The sequence below is a fragment of the Coxiella endosymbiont of Ornithodoros maritimus genome (genome assembly GCF_907164965.1).
Classification (GTDB): Bacteria; Pseudomonadota; Gammaproteobacteria; order Coxiellales; family Coxiellaceae; genus Coxiella.
Genome location: NZ_CAJRAM010000009.1, coordinates 35196 through 50298, shown reverse-complemented (window position 1 = coordinate 50298; position 15103 = coordinate 35196). Strand labels below are relative to the sequence as shown.

Here is a 15103-nt window from a genome sequence, read left to right as displayed (position 1 = left end):
GGGGTTGAAAACAATGTCCCTGACATGCTCTAAGCCGTAGCAGAAATAAGAATATTGAGGTCTTCACGATCATCAACTTTCCTCGCTCTGAGCGGGAGCCGGCCAAAAAAACCTTTTGACCAAATACCCAAACCGCCATGTCAAAGACCTTTTTTAATACCACATATAAAATGGAATCGCTTGCTTTGCCAGCCATGTAAAAAATTCACCGCTGTCAAATTCACGGTCTGCTAACAATCCCTTGATCTTCACCGATTTAAAAGTCTCTAAAAAGCCCCGAATTAAGGCCTTTTGTTCGTTAAAATTAGAACTTCCCGCTTTGGGAAGAATTTCCCAAAATAAAGGAATAACCATGCCTTCGTAAGCAATACTCAGCATAAAAATATTAATTTTCTGTTTGCCACAATACCAATTGGTTCGGTCTATCACGAGATAATACTCCTGCGCCGATCCAAGCGCAGCGCTAAAATCCAGCGGGCGATTTTCAGAAAGTCCATCTGGAATAAGCCACAAAATCGTTGAAGTCGTCGACAACGCGAGCTGACTTTCGCTCCCCCTCCAAAGGCTAAGGCAATCTCAGTTAAATTAATCATTTTTACCGCAAATAAACTTAACAGCATGCGCACAAAGCAACTCTTTCACGCTTTGTTCCGCCCTAAATATCTATTTTAAACTAGTTACTAACCCGCTGATGTCTTTCATCGAGAACTCCTTATCCTTCAATAACATCAGAAATTCTACTCAACACTCAGCAGCTTTTCTCACTATTTCATCAACTGAACTGCTTTCGTCATGTATAGAGCTCTGTGATTTATAATAATTGATAAAACTCAAAAAGTGCGAGATAATATATCTTCAGCTTAGTTTAAGCCACGGCGTCACATGAGAGACAGTGTGATGACGACTTACAGTAAAAACCTGTTTTTGGGAATTTGCTTATGATTAACTCATTGAGTGCACTTAAAAAGTGCAATTCATTTTTTAACATAAAGCGTATTTTCTACCTTTTTTTCTTTATTATTTTTTGGCATTATTTTACTAAAAATAAATTACTGTGCGGCTGACGATAGCACGATTTCTTTGTTTCCTTTAGATAATTACGATCAAACGCTTTCTTCCTGGGTACAACCCGACGACCCTAATTACGATAAACCTTTAATTACCCCAGCGGTCCAAGAAAAACACTTGCAATTGTTTTATGACCATTATTTTGGCCCTTTTTCTCCGTGGAACGAGGATTACATCAACAAAATTTTACACCAATCACCGCCCGATAATCTAAAATCGATTGAAGAAAATATTATTGCTTCTTTCTCCAACAAGGATAAACTACCAGAAAAAATTAACTATGGTGAAAATTTCAGGCCCTATTCTTCCAGGTGGATCGAAGCACTTTCCGCTAATATCGATCCTGAACGATTAGATCAATTGGCGTATCAATCCAGTAACCGCGGGATTGCGGTGACTAATTTAAATGCCCCGGGTACTTCCTACTACCAACGTAGCTTTTTACGATCACCACCTTGCTGGTCAAGGTTACCCTTTTGATAATTTACAAATGTCAGCACTACGGGCAGGCACGTCCGTTTATATTCTTTGTAAAACACAGGATCTCGCTTGGTCGTTAGTGGTCACACCACACTATATTGCTTGGGTCAAAAGAAATGGAATTGCCCATATGGATGAAGCTTTTATCAGCACATGGACGACAGCCGCTAAAAAACAATTAGCTGCCATTATTCATACGAAAACTAATATTATCGATGATCAAGACCAATTTCGGTTTTTAGCTTACGTAGGCTCCGTATTTCCAGCTACCCAGGCAGCAGAAAAAATTAAAATAATGATTCCGGTCCCCACTTTGAATGGCTCTGCCGCTATCAATTTTTCCACCGTTTCCACAGCCAATGCTGTTCTTATGCCATTCCGAACCTACGCCCCATCAATATAGCCACGGTCATTACGACCTTAATCGGTCGTCCTTATGGATAGGGTAGCATGTATTTTTATAACGACTGCTCCGCCGAATTGAAAAGTTTATTTACGCCGTTCGGTGTTTGGTTACCCAGGCATTCTTCAGCTCAAGTGTATGCAGGAAAAATGTTGGATATGTCCAAGGATAACGAAGAGCAAAGGCTAACTTATTTAATAGAAAAGGCTCATCAACTAATCACTCTTGTTTATATTGGAGGACATATTGTCCTATTTATCGGTAATTATCCGAATCCCAATGGCCCCTACCATACGACGATGGCCATGACTTATCAAATCTTTGGGATTTGAACCCGAATCCGCCCACGCGTCGCGCTGTTGTTGGTGAAGCGGTTTTCTTTCCTATCCTGCTCCAATACCCAGAAGATCCTTCTTTAACTTCACTCGCCAACAGAAAATATTTTCAAATTTCTTATTTGGATGAATTACCCAATTATCTTTTTAAATTAAATACAGTTAATTTAAAAGCGTTGATGGCGCCCACTCCTTAAAGTGCAAGCCGCTGTACTTTCAGTTTTAACCTTCACTTAACCCGCTGAATGTATCCACTATGACAACCGAGAGAATGGTCATGATTATCCTCGATATATGATTACGATTACCCCGCTATCTAAACTGATTATATTCTAGATCTGTTAAGCCGATGTTCTACCCAAGGAGAGCTAAAAATGCCAAGAAGCTCGAGTGACGATAGTAATTATAGTTTTAATACAACCGACACAGAAAACTCTTCTAAAGAAGACATTGAAGAGTTAATAATCCAGCTTTACCATGCCTTAGATGAAGACGACCTTCCCAAATTTCAAACAACCTATGAGGCGATCGATACTCCGCCTTCCGAAGTTACGCTGCACGTTGATTTGACAAATTTATTTTCATCAGCGATCGATAAAACTGCATTATCAATTGCCGATTTTTTAATTAAAGATGCGGTTAAAACTGCAATCTCCGAAGATCTCCGCTCTTACCTAATTACTACAATAACACTGGAAAGTTACGAATACATAGTCGAATTATCCGCAAATAACGGCTAGCAACTTTCATTTTCTGACGATACCGAAGACGGAAGAAATTTAATCGATGTATTAATCCAATAGAATGAATATAGGGGACTTAATTTTCAGGATTTTTTACAGTTGGGCTGTTAATTATGAATAATAGTTCTTTTGATTTATTAAAAATTATCTTTCAATCGGATGTGAGCCTTGTAGAAAGTTATTATTCAAAACCCATTGAACATCTTCAAAACTTATTAACGTTAAGCCCCCATAATATACAAATTTCTTATCGGGACGAGCCAATGGGGCAGAGGCATTTTATGATCACTGGACGATTCGCAAGGCTACAAGGTTTAATACAGAAATTCATCTAGCCCCCGATTGGAATCTCAATGCCTTACGTTTACATCAAACAAACTACACTCTTGCTTACTTTCAATAACCAAAGGTTGGGCCCCGTTGCCTTCTGTTGCAGACACTTTTAATCGCTTGCGGCTATATTTTATTTATTCCAGGACGAGCGCGCAAAACTGCTGCTAAACGACCGCAAGTCCATGAACCTAGAACGAGGAGCTATGAAAAAATATTTAATTAAAATGCTTTACGACGAGGGAGAGCTATATTAGCCATATACGAAGGTTCATGGCTTTTATGGGAAACACTTGGAGGGAATTTAAAAGCAGTGAATGAACATAATTACCGCGATGGAATGCTCCACAATTGCCAAGAGATTCTTCCGATCATGTTACTCATAATAAACTCATTCACAACATAACTATTGAAAGAACATCGTTGCTTCAAAAAGCGATGTTTGGCAAAATGCATACTCCTCCTCGGCGCATTCCTGTAAATAGCGTTAATTGGTTGGCAGCCGATGACGCCGCTGGGTTACCACCTTCGGTAAGGATCAGCGCACGAAGTGCGCAATGATGATGCGATCGCCCCCCCAAAAGCGCTCAGCATGATCGTTTAATGGAGCCAGAAGAAAAAAGCATAGAAGCATTTGAGTCAATACCCGGTTCCCCAGTAATCGGCTATCAGTCACATCCTGAAGCCTTTAATCGTAACGACCCCCTCAAAATTTCCGAAGCTCATACAAATTTACTCGGTTTCATGACCAAGGCAGGTATCGCTTTTAATAGAAAATAACATATGTTATCTAAACTATCGTCATTTTTTATTAAAAAAGAAATGTCCTTCATGCACAAGAAGAAAAAAAGCACCTTCAAACCGGCGCCTTTTTTCAATTTATCGTCGCGAAAAAAATCGCAGCAAGTTAAGAAATAAGTTGATGAAATCCAAATACAACATTAAAGCGCCATTAACAGCCCCTTTTAATTGTTTGCCTTCACCCCAGCCGCCCGATTGCAGGTAAGAAAGCTTAATGCGTTGAGTGTCATAAGCGGTTAAGCCTGAGAAAACCAATACACCAATGGCCGAAATAGTGAGCTGCATGGTATTGGAACGTAACCCGGGGATGAAAAAAGCAAGGAGCATCATCCCAATCATTCCAAATAGACCCATAATGCAAAACGTTCCGATGGGCCCCAAATCACGCTTCGTTACATACCCAAAGACACTCAGCCCCAAGAAAGCAAGGCTGGTGACGGCCAGCGCATCGAAGACGTTTTGTTTCGTATAAGCATATAAAACAACACTTAGGCTGACTCCTGTCAATACCGTATAAAGCACGTAAATCAACGCTGCTAACGTAGCCGTCAACCGCTGATTTGACCACGTGAGTCCAATAACCGCCGCAAATTGCGCGATAATTAAGCCGAAAAAGAGCCCTGGCGTGTGAACGATTTTATTAAAAAGATAACTATGAGAAAAAATATAATACCCCGTGCCTGCTGAAAGCGCTAAACCTAGGACCATCCATAAGTACACCTTGCTCATGAAATGAGCAACTGTAAGGCTTTGAACGCCGGACCGTCTCGGCTGATAGGCATTTGATAAATTAGACATAAAACCCCCACCTTGAATGATTGTCGGGTCATTATATAGAAGTTCCTGCTTGTCTGCAATTTCTAGTCTTCTAACTTTTTTTGCTAGGGTTAATGAGGTAGGGACTGGATCTTTGATTACCAGCGGTAGCCCGTATGGAGCGAAGTGGAATACGGGCTACCGATTTTTGTCCAAAAAACCAGGTGTGATTTAGCCCGTTAAGATTGAATTAATTTTTGGATATTAAAATAACCTTTGTATTATTAATTTCCTAAAGATGAATACAAATGAAAAAACAAAAGAAAATGGCAAAGGGTTTGCGCCCCCCCTGAAGTGCTCGCAGAATTGATCCTTTTACAGTTAACGCCTACTGAACTTTCTCGTATGGGCTGGGTCAATCGCAATTTCAAGCTTCTAACTACTGCATTTCTTTCTGATGGTCACTATATGGAAGGAGATTCACATAAGCTGTTCTTTAGTGCTAACCCGTTCCTTGCAGAAAATGAAGAGAAGAGAACGCCATTTTGTAAAGCAAAAGCAGTGGTTAAACGGGGACTGTCTCTGTCAGCAATTAGGATGTCTATTAAAATTTTTACACCCCACCGCAAAGACGAAGATGATGCAGCTTAATCACGCTTGGGAGCGGGCATTTATTTTTAATGACGGATTACTTCGCGATTTCCATCCTTATAAAATAGCATTGAAATTGGTTAAAAACACTTACGTTATCTCAACGGAGAGTCCTACAGAACCTCCAACCGACCCAAAGACTCAACGAGCTGCTCGACAAGCATTAACTCAATTCGGCCAAAATAGTCAAGAATTCAGAGGCGCTTTCCGATCGTATTATCGGCTCTCCAGAAACAGAAACATCCGAATTATTTTAGTGGAATTATCACTGCTGACAGTTCTTATCGCCAGTGTTGCTAGTGCAGCACAATCGAAAAACTCGCTAGCAAGCGGCTAGGTCTATCGGGAGCAGCTTTAGGTAGTATCAGCCTTTTTTATCAGCATTTGAATCTCTTCATTTCTCTCTTCTGTTGCTGCTGTTGTTCCTTGGACCCTGTTAGACACGACCCCGTTGTTTTAGCCGACTCGAATTTATTTTGTAACAAAAAAATCGTAGAGCCGATGAAGAAGCTTATTTGCTTGAAGAAGGCTTAAGCGATAACAGCTTATTAAGTTGGGCTGAGCTCACGAAGCCCAACAGTATAGAAAATGGAGAGGTCAGGTACGGACACTTAGCTCTTCTCCTTCATTGGTGCTAACAAGCACTAAATCCGTACCTGACCCCATTTTGATCTATTCTGATTAAAAGCTAAATCTGGGGGCTTCTTCCTCGTTATGTGAAAAAACATTTTCCACACTCCGTAAAATTTTCTTATCAGGCCCTCATCAAAATTACGAATGAGAAGTTTATCTTCGTGTACAGTTATGAATGAAGTTTGACGAAGCATACCACCTGAATCCACCTTTCGGCTTTTCTCCTCTGCCCTCAATGGGAAAAGGTTATGGTGTCTATTATTTAAAAAGGTGATTTTTTCCCGTAAGTTATCGTCTTCGCTTTTGACTTCCGAAGACTTCACACCAGCATACACTCTATCGAGCACTTTATTTACAACTAACCACATTTTAAAAGAATCAGCCGCGGCAATAAATGTTTGATCGGGCAGCCCTGCTTGAAATTTAAATTCTCCTTTACTCTCATCATAAATCATTCGACTCACCACTAATCTCTCGTTTTTTCACTGCCAGGTATTATGCTGTAAAAAAGAACGTAGCGTAAATATTCGCTACGTTAAGAGACAATATAAAATGGAAGTTAAGGTACGGACCCTATCATTACCCACAAGTCACAGCGATTTCCATTTTAAACTTCCTGATCCGCAGAGAAGTCCAGACGCGCTTTTAGCGCACTGCGCACGCAGTGCGCCGGGTCCACACCTGCGCGGGGACGGCGAGGGAGGTGGAATGGTGGGTTTAAGTTTTTAGTTTTTACCAATTGTGGGTAATGATAAGATCAGTACCCGATCCCTTTCATTAAAAATCGCTGTTAAAAACGGAGTTTCTGATTTAAAATAACTTTATCATCAAAGTAAATTTGGCTGTCGGAGATCACTAAATCTAAATGAATGCTGTTGTCTTTCTTTCCACCTAAACCGAAGTGTAATCCCACGTGGCGCTCTTCAAAAACGCCCGTTGTTCCTTTCAATGTTGGCAAACCTTCGTTAGTACCGATACCAATTTCTTCAATTTTTCGATAAGTTTTTGCATTCTGAAAATAATATTCTAAATCCTTCAACGGCTCCGAATGTGCAGTTTTACAACCCACGATCATACCTCTTTCAATCTCAAAGGTTATGGGTTCATGGATAACCCGATATTTTTCGCCAAACGGAATAAGGCTTAATAAAAAACCGATAAAAACAAAGATCCCATTTATATCCTCAATGTGAGTGACAATTTCGCTCAGCACGCCTTCTCGATAATTTAATGCCATCTAAATTGGTCCATAGATCACGCGTGGTCAAATCAATCGTAACACGACTGCCCAATTCGCTCTGCACTCGCATGACGCGTGATTGATTGGATATTTCAATAAAATATTGATGAAGCGATTGTATTCTTTTCGGAGAGATATGAAAAATATTGTCAAAATAGTCCGCAATATCGACTCAAAAAATATTTTTGAGGATATCATCGGTTGTTTTATCCAAGAATAGTCGAACACGTTCCGTATACCTCTCAAAAGTTTATTCACTGTGTGATTTGTCATACAGTAAAACACACACGTCACTGGAGTAAAAGGCATCCAGTTAATCTTGAAGATTGGTATTATCGAAATTACAAGCGATCCACTGAGTGCGAGAGGAAGGCGGTTCTTGTTCGCATGAATTATCTTTTTAGCTAATTTTTTACACGGACTTGAAAAGTAAATAGAAACACGTCCCCTCTAAATTTAGGGTTATGTAACAGATAATAAAGAAAATTATCTGTCGATTTCGGTTGCTCGGCGCGCATTGCTAGTCTATCTGCTCCACGGCAAAGTTAGTGCATTCACTTTTTTCGCAATCTCGTGTATCTACTTGTTGACTTTAATGTGCTTGTAAAAAGCATCCAGGTTTTTAATCTGAGTGCTATTCGCTTGATTTTCTTGATGTACCGTCACCGCAATTCTCCTTATTTTCTAGCCTCTCAGGTTAACTATAGCACAGCGTAAGGAGCTCTGTGCTAATCAATCAGAACCGCATCTATCGCTTATCCATTACGTTAGTGCTAACACTACTAACACTATATGATTAATCGGCGGTTAACCGCTCATTTTCCTTTTGTTCCTTATTGGTCTCTCGACGATTCAATTTAACTGATAGTTTTTTAAAAACTCAATGGACTGCCTCCGGTTGGCTATCCCATACCGGTTGTTGGAAAAATGTCGTTGCTGGTACCACAAATTGAAGAGGGGGGGGTGGATGTAGAATACGAATGTGAGTACGTTTAAACTCTTCTAATGACATCCCCCCGGCAGCATTTTGCTGGAAAGGTCGTGCCACTTGCTCGAGTACCGAGTTGTCGGTTGGAAATGCCTGACGAAGAGTCAAATAGATGGAATAAATTCTAGAAATTTCTTCGACTGCTCGTTGGAAATCCCAAGTTTTTTCAGTAATTATTCCCCAAACGATATCTGTGATAGATTGCCTCCCCCAAAAGTTTGATAAACATTAATTTAACATAGCTATTTCAATGGTTGACCGCCGAATAATCTGCTTGCATTGAAAACGATCGATAAAATCACAAGCCAAAAACCTAATAATTGTAATACCCTTATTTTTTCAACTAAAAATAAATAAGTGATTCCTAATGTAGTAATAGGCATAAATGCTGTTATTAATCCCGCTAATGAGCTAGGGACATGATTACATCCTGAAAACCAAAACACATAAAACAATGCTGAGGTTATACCCACAATAAATAGCAATATATATTGCTCAGGGATAAACTGCATCAGAAAGCTCTAATTTCGGAGAAATAGAAATAAAAAAAGTGGCAACATTGATCTCGTTCATTAAAGCAGATACTAGAAATACAGGTAATTTATTAGGGCGAAGTTTAGAAAGAATATAATAAGCGGCCTCGGGGAATGAGTGAAGCTAATATTAGTATATCGCCATAAATTTGATATCTACCTCCGAACTGCAAACTCTGAAATTTAATAATTATCACAACAAATCAGAGCAAATCCAACGCACAGAAGTGTAGAAATGGTAACTCTTTCTTTCAGAAAGATAATAGAAAAAATCACTACAATCGCAGGCAAAGTACTAGTACTAGTGATAATTCCAGCAACGTTGGCATTCGTATATTTTAATCCAAGAAAAAGTAAAATATTAAAAAACGCACCGGCACAAAGTGCTTGCAAAATAATAAACCCCGAATCGAGACGTGTTAATTGCTTTAATGAACAAAACTTTTGATTACTCACCACCAAATGGACAAGTAGCAAAAATGTCGATCCTATCGTAAAACGTATGGCCAAAATGATAACAGCCGGAATCATTTGCAAAAGTGATTTACACCCTACAATGCCAACGCCAACTATTAACTGAGCAAGCAATAAAAGCGAAGATCCTTGCCAACTTTTTTTACTAAATTCCATTTGATTTGCTAAGGATCTAAATTTCTAAGAAAGTGCACGCTCTTAATATTAATTATACTCATATTTCTTCGGAATGGACCTTTAATTTAAAAAGCTGGCGATAGGAATCGAACCTACGACCGGCTGATTACAAATCAGCTGCTCTACCCACTGAGCTACGCCAGCGTATGGCTACTTGCTAGACATTACTGAGTTGCTTATGATCACGTAACAGCGTAGTCGGGTCAAGTCGTACAATTGAAAAAGGGCGTTTAAGGGCGAATTCCACCGTTTAAATACCTGCACCCATGGATACGAAGTAAATAAATACCTACAATCAAGTAGAGAATGGCTGCTACGATGAGGCGGTCGGAGCGTTTAAGCCACCATTTTAAAATGAATTTTGTGGCGTCAATAGTGAAAAGCCGAACAATGCCTGTAATTTAAAATTAACCAGGCGATAATTGTAATCACTACTCGCCAATCGGCTACCCACAAGTTATGGCTCACCACTAACAAAATACCGATAATGGGAGTGATAATTGCGTTTAATAATAAAACTCCCCGCTGAATAGCAAAATCCTTTAGCATCGAAGCTGCCGATTTATGGCGGATGACTTAAATAAGCTGATGATCACAAAGTAGAGGCCGATTACCCGAGCCAGAAAAACTGAAATTTCCATTGTCCCTCTCCTTGGTTCTGGATTCTCTTAACTATAGCCCATGATGGACTTTGCTTCTTGTCTAGTCCATGCCTTGGTGAATAAAACAAATGGCGTGATTCAAGCGTTTAAGAGCAGAATCCCGACCGATTAAATACAAGGTCGCATCGATGGGGGGCGAAACCGTATTGCCTGTCAACGCGACTCGAATCGGCTGAGCCAATTCTCCTAACTTCAACTGATGCGTCTGTGCGGTTTCCACGACCGCTTCATGGATAGCTTCTTTTTTCCAGCTTGGCAAGCTGGCGAGCCGGTCGTGAAGTTGCTGTAAGGGTTCTGCAATCACTGGGAGCAAATGCTTACAAGCCACTTTCTCATCATAACTCGTGACATCTTGATAAAAATAAAGGCTCCGCTGCATCATTTCCTGGAGTGTTTTAGTGCGTTCAGCTTGCAAAGCGATGACTTGTTCAAGCGAAGGGCCGTTGCGCAAGTCCACTCCAGCCTTTTCTAACCGGGTGGCAAATACCTCGGCGATTATGGTCGGACTTACTGTTTTCAAATAATGCTGATTCAGCCAGAGCAGTTTTTCAGGGTTAAATGCAGCTGGGGATCGGCTAACAGCGCTGATATCAAAAAGTTGAACCATTTCCTCGCGCGAAAATATTTCTTGATCACCATGCGCCCAGCCCAATCGAATTAAATAATTCATCAAGGCTTCAGGGAGATAACCATCATCACGATATTGCAAAACACTGATGGCGCCGTGGCGCTTTGACAAGCGTTTACCGTCAGGGCCTAAAATCATGGGAACATGACCATAGTGCGGCAACTCTGCACCTAATGCGCGTAAGATATTAATCTGGCGCGGCGTATTGTTAATATGGTCATCGCCCCGAATAACATGAGTAATTTTCATGTCCCAATCGTCAACAACTACCGTTAAATTATAGGTTGGCCCCCCATCGCTACGGGCGATAATTAAATCATCCAACTCACGGTTATCAATAGAAATTGTTCCGCGGATCAGATCATCAAAAACCACCGCACCTTCTACTGGATTGCGAAAACGAATCACAAAAGGCTTATTTGACTGTCGGGGTGCTTTATCGCGACAAAAACCGTCGTAGCGGGGCTTTTTTTTATTTTTCAACTGCGTATTACGCAACTCAGTCAAGCGTTCTTTAGAGCAATAACAACGATAAGCACTGTCGCTCTTGAGCAACTGCTCGATCACCTCCCGATAACGATCCATCCGCTGAGACTGATAATAAGGACTTTCGTTCCAGTCAATTTGTAGCCAGCGTAAGCCTTCTAAAATAGCGTCAACCGACGCTTGAGTCGAACGCGCCACATCGGTATCTTCAATCCGCAAAATAAACACCCCGTTATTCTGCCTAGCAAATAACCAGCTAAACAAGGCGGTACGAAGGCCGCCGATGTGAAGATAACCGGTCGGGCTGGGGGCAAAACGAGTGCGTATGTGTTTCATTGGCGATAGCATACCGGAACTCTTAAGCAGAAAACAACGATCCCCTGCTCAACTAACGCGCCATTTCGGTGAAATGGCGCGTTAGAAAGTTATTCGCATTTAAAAACTTAAATATCCTGTGATTATATTAAGGATACCTTCCTCTCTTGTGACATTTTCGAACAGGGGACAACAATGGTTCTTTGATGCTCCTGAAGCAAACGCTGAAGTCTTTTAAAATCTTCAACGAGGGTCGTCAGTAACGTTGCTAGTTCGAAGCATACTTCATTGACTCCCTTAATGTGTTTCGTTGCATATTCCGCCGCCAGCTCTTCATATTTTTCTAACGCTTTACGATTGCAGCCTCTTTTGGGACTATTTTCTCAACAAAGACTATTGGATCTGTCCCTACCCTCTAATTAAGGAAATTAATCTCATTTTCAAAATCGTTAAATTTCTCCTTCAAACAATCGTCATCGGGGGACGCCATTTTCCATATCTCTTCTGATTGAACGAAATTCCGATCACACCCCTAGTCATATTCATAGAATCCTACCGTATAATATACACTGTTGTAAGAAAGCCCCTTTAATTTCGCTGCCACCCCTTTAGCACGCTTTACTAGCGCTTTGCTTGTGGCGCCGCTGCTCGTTTCCCACATCGAGAGTCGGCTCGACAAGTCCGGTTTTTCGAAAAGAGTTACTTGAAGCGATGCATTAGTTTTTTCTTCCTCGTCCCCAACCTGGAGACCTGCAAAAATTTCACCAATATCATCACGACCAATACCTGTTACCAACCGAAACTTTTTAATATTATCTTTAAAAAATCCCATCATCTTCATACCTCACTGATAGCTAAATTTATAACTAACAAGATATCACTTTATTCTTAAAGCAATGCTAATCTCGAGTCTCCAATCTCTCCCAAAATATGCTATTATTACCTGGAAATCGAGAATGGGAGCTGAGGACGGGGTGAACAGCAAAATTAACAAAGAACTGCTTGATGCCGTTATCGGCAATCACTTTCATACGGTAAAACGGCTGTTAGAGAATGGCGCCGATCCCAATTATTTCGAGGATGAAGCCCAAATCCGGCCGTTGCATTTCGCTGCACTTTATAATTCCCCCGATGTTGTTCCTTTGCTAATCATGACAGGGGCTGATCTGAATGCCACGACAGAGTACGATGACACACCCTTGATGATTGCGAAACGTCATGAACACCAAGAAGTCCTTCAAGCGTTGCAGCGATTTTGCGGCGTGAAAGTCAACCACGAAACCCAGCAATAACGCGTAGCCTGGCCCGTATGGAGCGAAGCGAAATACGGGAATTCATTCATATTATTACCCCATAAATCACAACCGTTTCAATTTTAGGTTTCGCCATATGCCGCGTAGGCGGCGGGGATGACGGCCTTAAGTTTTTATCATTTGTAGCTAATGATGTGGAGTTCGTCCTAACCCCTAATCCATCCAAAGCGTTAATCGCCCTTCCTCACTGGCGCCGGGAGGCAAAAATCGTGCGGCGAAGACGCTATTCATGGCATTGGGAAACGCCATCCAAGATTCCACGCAGATGAATGGCTTATCCCGCATCGTATAAAGCTGGACATAAGAAAAAAGTTCCGGATTGTCCACACCCTCGGCTGTCAGGTGAATAGCATCACCCTCAGGTAATGCGGTGTTATTTCCTTATTTTCATCTATCGTCGTCAGTTGTTCATTGATCCTTGGATCAGCAATAGAAATAGGCAACGGCAAAAGCGCTGTTCCACCGACAATCTCCGTAAGATCCTTATTATAATATAAACAAAACAGTGCGTGGGATGATAATTTAATATCACTTTTTCTTTCCCGGCTATCGACGCTGGGGTCAAAAAATAAGGATGAACACCCACGTAATAAGCCATGGGCGATCACCTAAATTGCGGTACACCTGCTGGCAAGTCAACTTACCCGTCGTTATCCGATAAAGCAACTTCACTTCAAAAGAAAAAGGATAACATTCGCGCGTGCGTTGATTATCGCGTAACACGAGCGTCACAAAATCCATGCCTTCACCTTCCACCTCCCAAGCTTCATACCAAGCAAACCATGTATTTTCAATTTATAAATTTTACCATCATACAAATAAGCCTCGTAGCTTCCTTGCCGCGAAAGCCGTGCACAAAACGGAAAACAAAACGGATAATCGAGGATGCTGCTCCTCCGAACGTTGGTACAAAAGTGGCTTGTGTAGAGCCATCATCCGAAATGATAGCGACCGTTTCCCGATTTTTAATAAGCGCATGATGAGCCATTTAAATTTTTCGCAAGTAAACCTTTTGAATCGAGTGATCAGCCGCCTTTCCAAAAATTAATTGAGCTCGATTTTTATAGGGTAAAATATTCTCGATTAAATTCACTTTATTAATTTCATTCCATACTTGTTTCGCAAATGCGGCAACCTCGGTTTCAGACATTTGTGTCAAATAATGGAAATAGGAATGCGGGTCTTTAAACGTGGTCCGCCAAAAACTTAAAACGCGGTTGATATACCATCTTTGGATCACTTGCGCTTGCGCGTCAACGAATAACGAAAAATCAAAAAAATCGGAAACAAATACCTCGAGTTGCTGAAGTGTTTTTTTAACACTGGTTTGCAAAATATTCAGTCCTTCTAAGATTAGAATATCCGGTTGATCAACGATTTCGTATTGACCACGAACAATATCGTAATAATGATGAGAATAAACCGGGATGCGTACATTGCGCTGTCCCGATTTAATAGCATTAAGCACACGCAACAAACTGGGCATATCGTAGCTTTCAGGAAACCCTTTACGTTTCATAAGCCCTTGTTTCTCAAGCTTCGCATTGGAATATAAAAATCCATCCGTCGTGATCACTTCCACATTGGGATGATCGGGCCAGCGGGACAATAATGCCTTCAACACCCGTGAGGTCGTGCTTTTCCCCACGGCCACACTGCCGGCAATGCCTATAATGTAAGGCACCTTGGGTTCTTCTGGTTTTCCTAAAAATTGATATGTCGCTTGATGTAAAGCTTGTCTGGCCGTTACATAAAAACTCAAAAGCCGGGATAACGGCAAATAAATTTCGGTGACCTCTTTGAGCGAAACGATTTCAATCTGACCCTGGAGTTTATCAAGGTCGGACTCCGTGAGCGTCAATGGCGTGTCTTTACGAAAATTACCCCATTCCTGCCGATTAAATTTCAGATAAGATGTTATTTCGTTTAATTCAGGTTTGACAGTCATAAGGCTCTATTATTCTCGCCTCTACTTTTTGGGTCAATGAAGAACCGTGACCGTATGCAGCGAGGCGAAATACGGGTCTTGAGAAAGAAAGAACAATCTTGGGTACCCCTAGCAAAGGGCTGGCGGTATAATTCACTAG

The 15103-nt window shown here is 41.1% G+C and carries 15 protein-coding genes, 1 tRNA gene and 5 pseudogenes; 8 read left to right on the top strand and 13 right to left on the bottom strand.

What is annotated here, in order from left to right:
- Positions 1 to 153: 153 nt before the first annotated feature.
- A complete protein-coding gene (locus tag OWO34_RS00950) occupies positions 154 to 534 on the bottom strand; it encodes a hypothetical protein (protein ID WP_267256223.1) in 381 nt (126 codons plus the stop codon).
- A gap of 348 nt (positions 535 to 882) precedes the next feature.
- On the opposite strand from OWO34_RS00950, the pseudogene OWO34_RS00945 reads away from it, so the two are divergent.
- From OWO34_RS00945 to OWO34_RS00930, 4 genes and pseudogenes are all read left to right on the top strand, one after another.
- A pseudogene (locus OWO34_RS00945) lies at positions 883 to 2483 on the top strand (SH3 domain-containing protein).
- Positions 2484 to 2660: 177 nt separating this feature from the next.
- Complete coding sequence (locus OWO34_RS00940) at positions 2661 to 3026, top strand: hypothetical protein (protein WP_267256222.1); 366 nt, start codon at positions 2661 to 2663, stop codon at positions 3024 to 3026.
- A 684-nt stretch (positions 3027 to 3710) separates the two neighbouring features.
- The gene (locus tag OWO34_RS00935) at positions 3711 to 3920 is read left to right on the top strand and encodes a hypothetical protein (protein ID WP_267256221.1); all 210 of its coding nucleotides are present in this window, start codon (positions 3711 to 3713) and stop codon (positions 3918 to 3920) included.
- A gap of 42 nt (positions 3921 to 3962) precedes the next feature.
- Positions 3963 to 4139, top strand: a complete 177-nt coding sequence (locus OWO34_RS00930; RefSeq protein ID WP_267256220.1) for a hypothetical protein — start codon at positions 3963 to 3965, stop codon at positions 4137 to 4139.
- 99 nt (positions 4140 to 4238) lie between these two features.
- Here OWO34_RS00930 and OWO34_RS00925 read toward each other — a convergent pair whose 3' ends face one another.
- Positions 4239 to 4958, bottom strand: coding sequence for a Bax inhibitor-1/YccA family protein (locus OWO34_RS00925; RefSeq protein WP_267256219.1), 720 nt, complete (start codon positions 4956 to 4958; stop codon positions 4239 to 4241).
- 312 nt (positions 4959 to 5270) lie between these two features.
- On the opposite strand from OWO34_RS00925, the gene OWO34_RS00920 reads away from it, so the two are divergent.
- From OWO34_RS00920 to OWO34_RS00910, 3 genes and pseudogenes are all read left to right on the top strand, one after another.
- On the top strand, positions 5271 to 5567 hold the full coding sequence (locus OWO34_RS00920; RefSeq protein ID WP_267256218.1) for a hypothetical protein: 297 nt from the start codon (positions 5271 to 5273) through the stop codon (positions 5565 to 5567).
- On the top strand, positions 5554 to 5904 hold the full coding sequence (locus OWO34_RS00915; RefSeq protein ID WP_267256217.1) for a hypothetical protein: 351 nt from the start codon (positions 5554 to 5556) through the stop codon (positions 5902 to 5904). The genes OWO34_RS00920 and OWO34_RS00915 overlap by 14 nt, the downstream gene beginning before the upstream one ends.
- A 47-nt stretch (positions 5905 to 5951) precedes the next feature.
- A pseudogene (locus OWO34_RS00910) lies at positions 5952 to 6103 on the top strand (hypothetical protein); the annotation flags it as partial.
- Between the two features lie 108 nt (positions 6104 to 6211).
- Here the strand turns inward: OWO34_RS00910 and OWO34_RS09455 are convergent.
- The 9 genes and pseudogenes from OWO34_RS09455 to OWO34_RS00860 all read right to left on the bottom strand — a co-directional run bounded on the left by OWO34_RS09455 (position 6212) and on the right by OWO34_RS00860 (position 12538).
- Positions 6212 to 6664: a hypothetical protein gene (locus tag OWO34_RS09455; RefSeq protein ID WP_323808250.1), complete on the bottom strand. Its 453-nt coding sequence runs from the start codon at positions 6662 to 6664 to the stop codon at positions 6212 to 6214.
- A gap of 326 nt (positions 6665 to 6990) precedes the next feature.
- Entirely contained in the window at positions 6991 to 7437 is a 447-nt protein-coding gene (locus OWO34_RS00895) for a M29 family metallopeptidase (protein ID WP_267256216.1), read from the bottom strand.
- Between the two features lie 855 nt (positions 7438 to 8292).
- Positions 8293 to 8658: pseudogene (locus OWO34_RS00890) on the bottom strand (hypothetical protein); the annotation flags it as partial.
- A gap of 12 nt (positions 8659 to 8670) precedes the next feature.
- Positions 8671 to 8940 (bottom strand): EamA family transporter, encoded by a 270-nt coding sequence (locus OWO34_RS00885; protein WP_267256215.1) that lies wholly within the window; start codon positions 8938 to 8940, stop codon positions 8671 to 8673.
- Positions 8941 to 9144: 204 nt separating this feature from the next.
- The gene (locus tag OWO34_RS00880; RefSeq protein WP_267256214.1) at positions 9145 to 9591 is read right to left on the bottom strand and encodes a DMT family transporter; all 447 of its coding nucleotides are present in this window, start codon (positions 9589 to 9591) and stop codon (positions 9145 to 9147) included.
- A gap of 92 nt (positions 9592 to 9683) precedes the next feature.
- Positions 9684 to 9756, bottom strand: a tRNA-Thr gene (locus OWO34_RS00875).
- Between the two features lie 106 nt (positions 9757 to 9862).
- Positions 9863 to 10253: pseudogene (locus OWO34_RS00870) on the bottom strand (hypothetical protein).
- Between the two features lie 61 nt (positions 10254 to 10314).
- Positions 10315 to 11724, bottom strand: a complete 1410-nt coding sequence (gltX, locus tag OWO34_RS00865; RefSeq protein WP_267256213.1) for a glutamate--tRNA ligase — start codon at positions 11722 to 11724, stop codon at positions 10315 to 10317.
- Between the two features lie 511 nt (positions 11725 to 12235).
- Positions 12236 to 12538: a hypothetical protein gene (locus OWO34_RS00860; RefSeq protein WP_267256212.1), complete on the bottom strand. Its 303-nt coding sequence runs from the start codon at positions 12536 to 12538 to the stop codon at positions 12236 to 12238.
- A 61-nt stretch (positions 12539 to 12599) separates the two neighbouring features.
- Here OWO34_RS00860 and OWO34_RS00855 point away from each other — a divergent pair, with 61 nt between their 5' ends.
- Positions 12600 to 12995 carry an ankyrin repeat domain-containing protein gene (locus tag OWO34_RS00855; protein ID WP_267256211.1) on the top strand — a complete coding sequence of 132 codons (396 nt, stop codon included), beginning with the start codon at positions 12600 to 12602 and terminating at the stop codon, positions 12993 to 12995.
- 205 nt (positions 12996 to 13200) lie between these two features.
- On the opposite strand, the pseudogene OWO34_RS00850 reads toward OWO34_RS00855, so the two are convergent.
- Together OWO34_RS00850 and coaA are read right to left on the bottom strand one after the other, a co-directional pair.
- Positions 13201 to 14004: pseudogene (locus OWO34_RS00850) on the bottom strand (aldose epimerase family protein).
- Positions 14005 to 14964 (bottom strand): type I pantothenate kinase, encoded by a 960-nt coding sequence (gene coaA, locus OWO34_RS00845; RefSeq protein ID WP_267256210.1) that lies wholly within the window; start codon positions 14962 to 14964, stop codon positions 14005 to 14007.
- Positions 14965 to 15103 lie beyond the last annotated feature (139 nt).

What these genes read in the sequence shown, in the direction of transcription:
- OWO34_RS00915 (WP_267256217.1), top strand. Translation starts at nt 5,554, where the DNA reads ATGATGCAGCTTAATCACGCTTGGGAGCGGGCATTTATTTTTAATGAC.
- gltX (WP_267256213.1), bottom strand. Translation starts at nt 11,724, where the DNA reads ATGAAACACATACGCACTCGTTTTGCCCCCAGCCCGACCGGTTATCTT.
- OWO34_RS00925 (WP_267256219.1), bottom strand. Translation starts at nt 4,958, where the DNA reads ATGTCTAATTTATCAAATGCCTATCAGCCGAGACGGTCCGGCGTTCAA.
- OWO34_RS00895 (WP_267256216.1), bottom strand. Translation starts at nt 7,437, where the DNA reads ATGGCATTAAATTATCGAGAAGGCGTGCTGAGCGAAATTGTCACTCAC.
- OWO34_RS00885 (WP_267256215.1), bottom strand. Translation starts at nt 8,940, where the DNA reads ATGCAGTTTATCCCTGAGCAATATATATTGCTATTTATTGTGGGTATA.
- OWO34_RS00860 (WP_267256212.1), bottom strand. Translation starts at nt 12,538, where the DNA reads ATGATGGGATTTTTTAAAGATAATATTAAAAAGTTTCGGTTGGTAACA.
- OWO34_RS00855 (WP_267256211.1), top strand. Translation starts at nt 12,600, where the DNA reads ATGCTAATCTCGAGTCTCCAATCTCTCCCAAAATATGCTATTATTACC.
- OWO34_RS00930 (WP_267256220.1), top strand. Translation starts at nt 3,963, where the DNA reads ATGGAGCCAGAAGAAAAAAGCATAGAAGCATTTGAGTCAATACCCGGT.
- OWO34_RS00940 (WP_267256222.1), top strand. Translation starts at nt 2,661, where the DNA reads ATGCCAAGAAGCTCGAGTGACGATAGTAATTATAGTTTTAATACAACC.
- coaA (WP_267256210.1), bottom strand. Translation starts at nt 14,964, where the DNA reads ATGACTGTCAAACCTGAATTAAACGAAATAACATCTTATCTGAAATTT.
- OWO34_RS00880 (WP_267256214.1), bottom strand. Translation starts at nt 9,591, where the DNA reads ATGGAATTTAGTAAAAAAAGTTGGCAAGGATCTTCGCTTTTATTGCTT.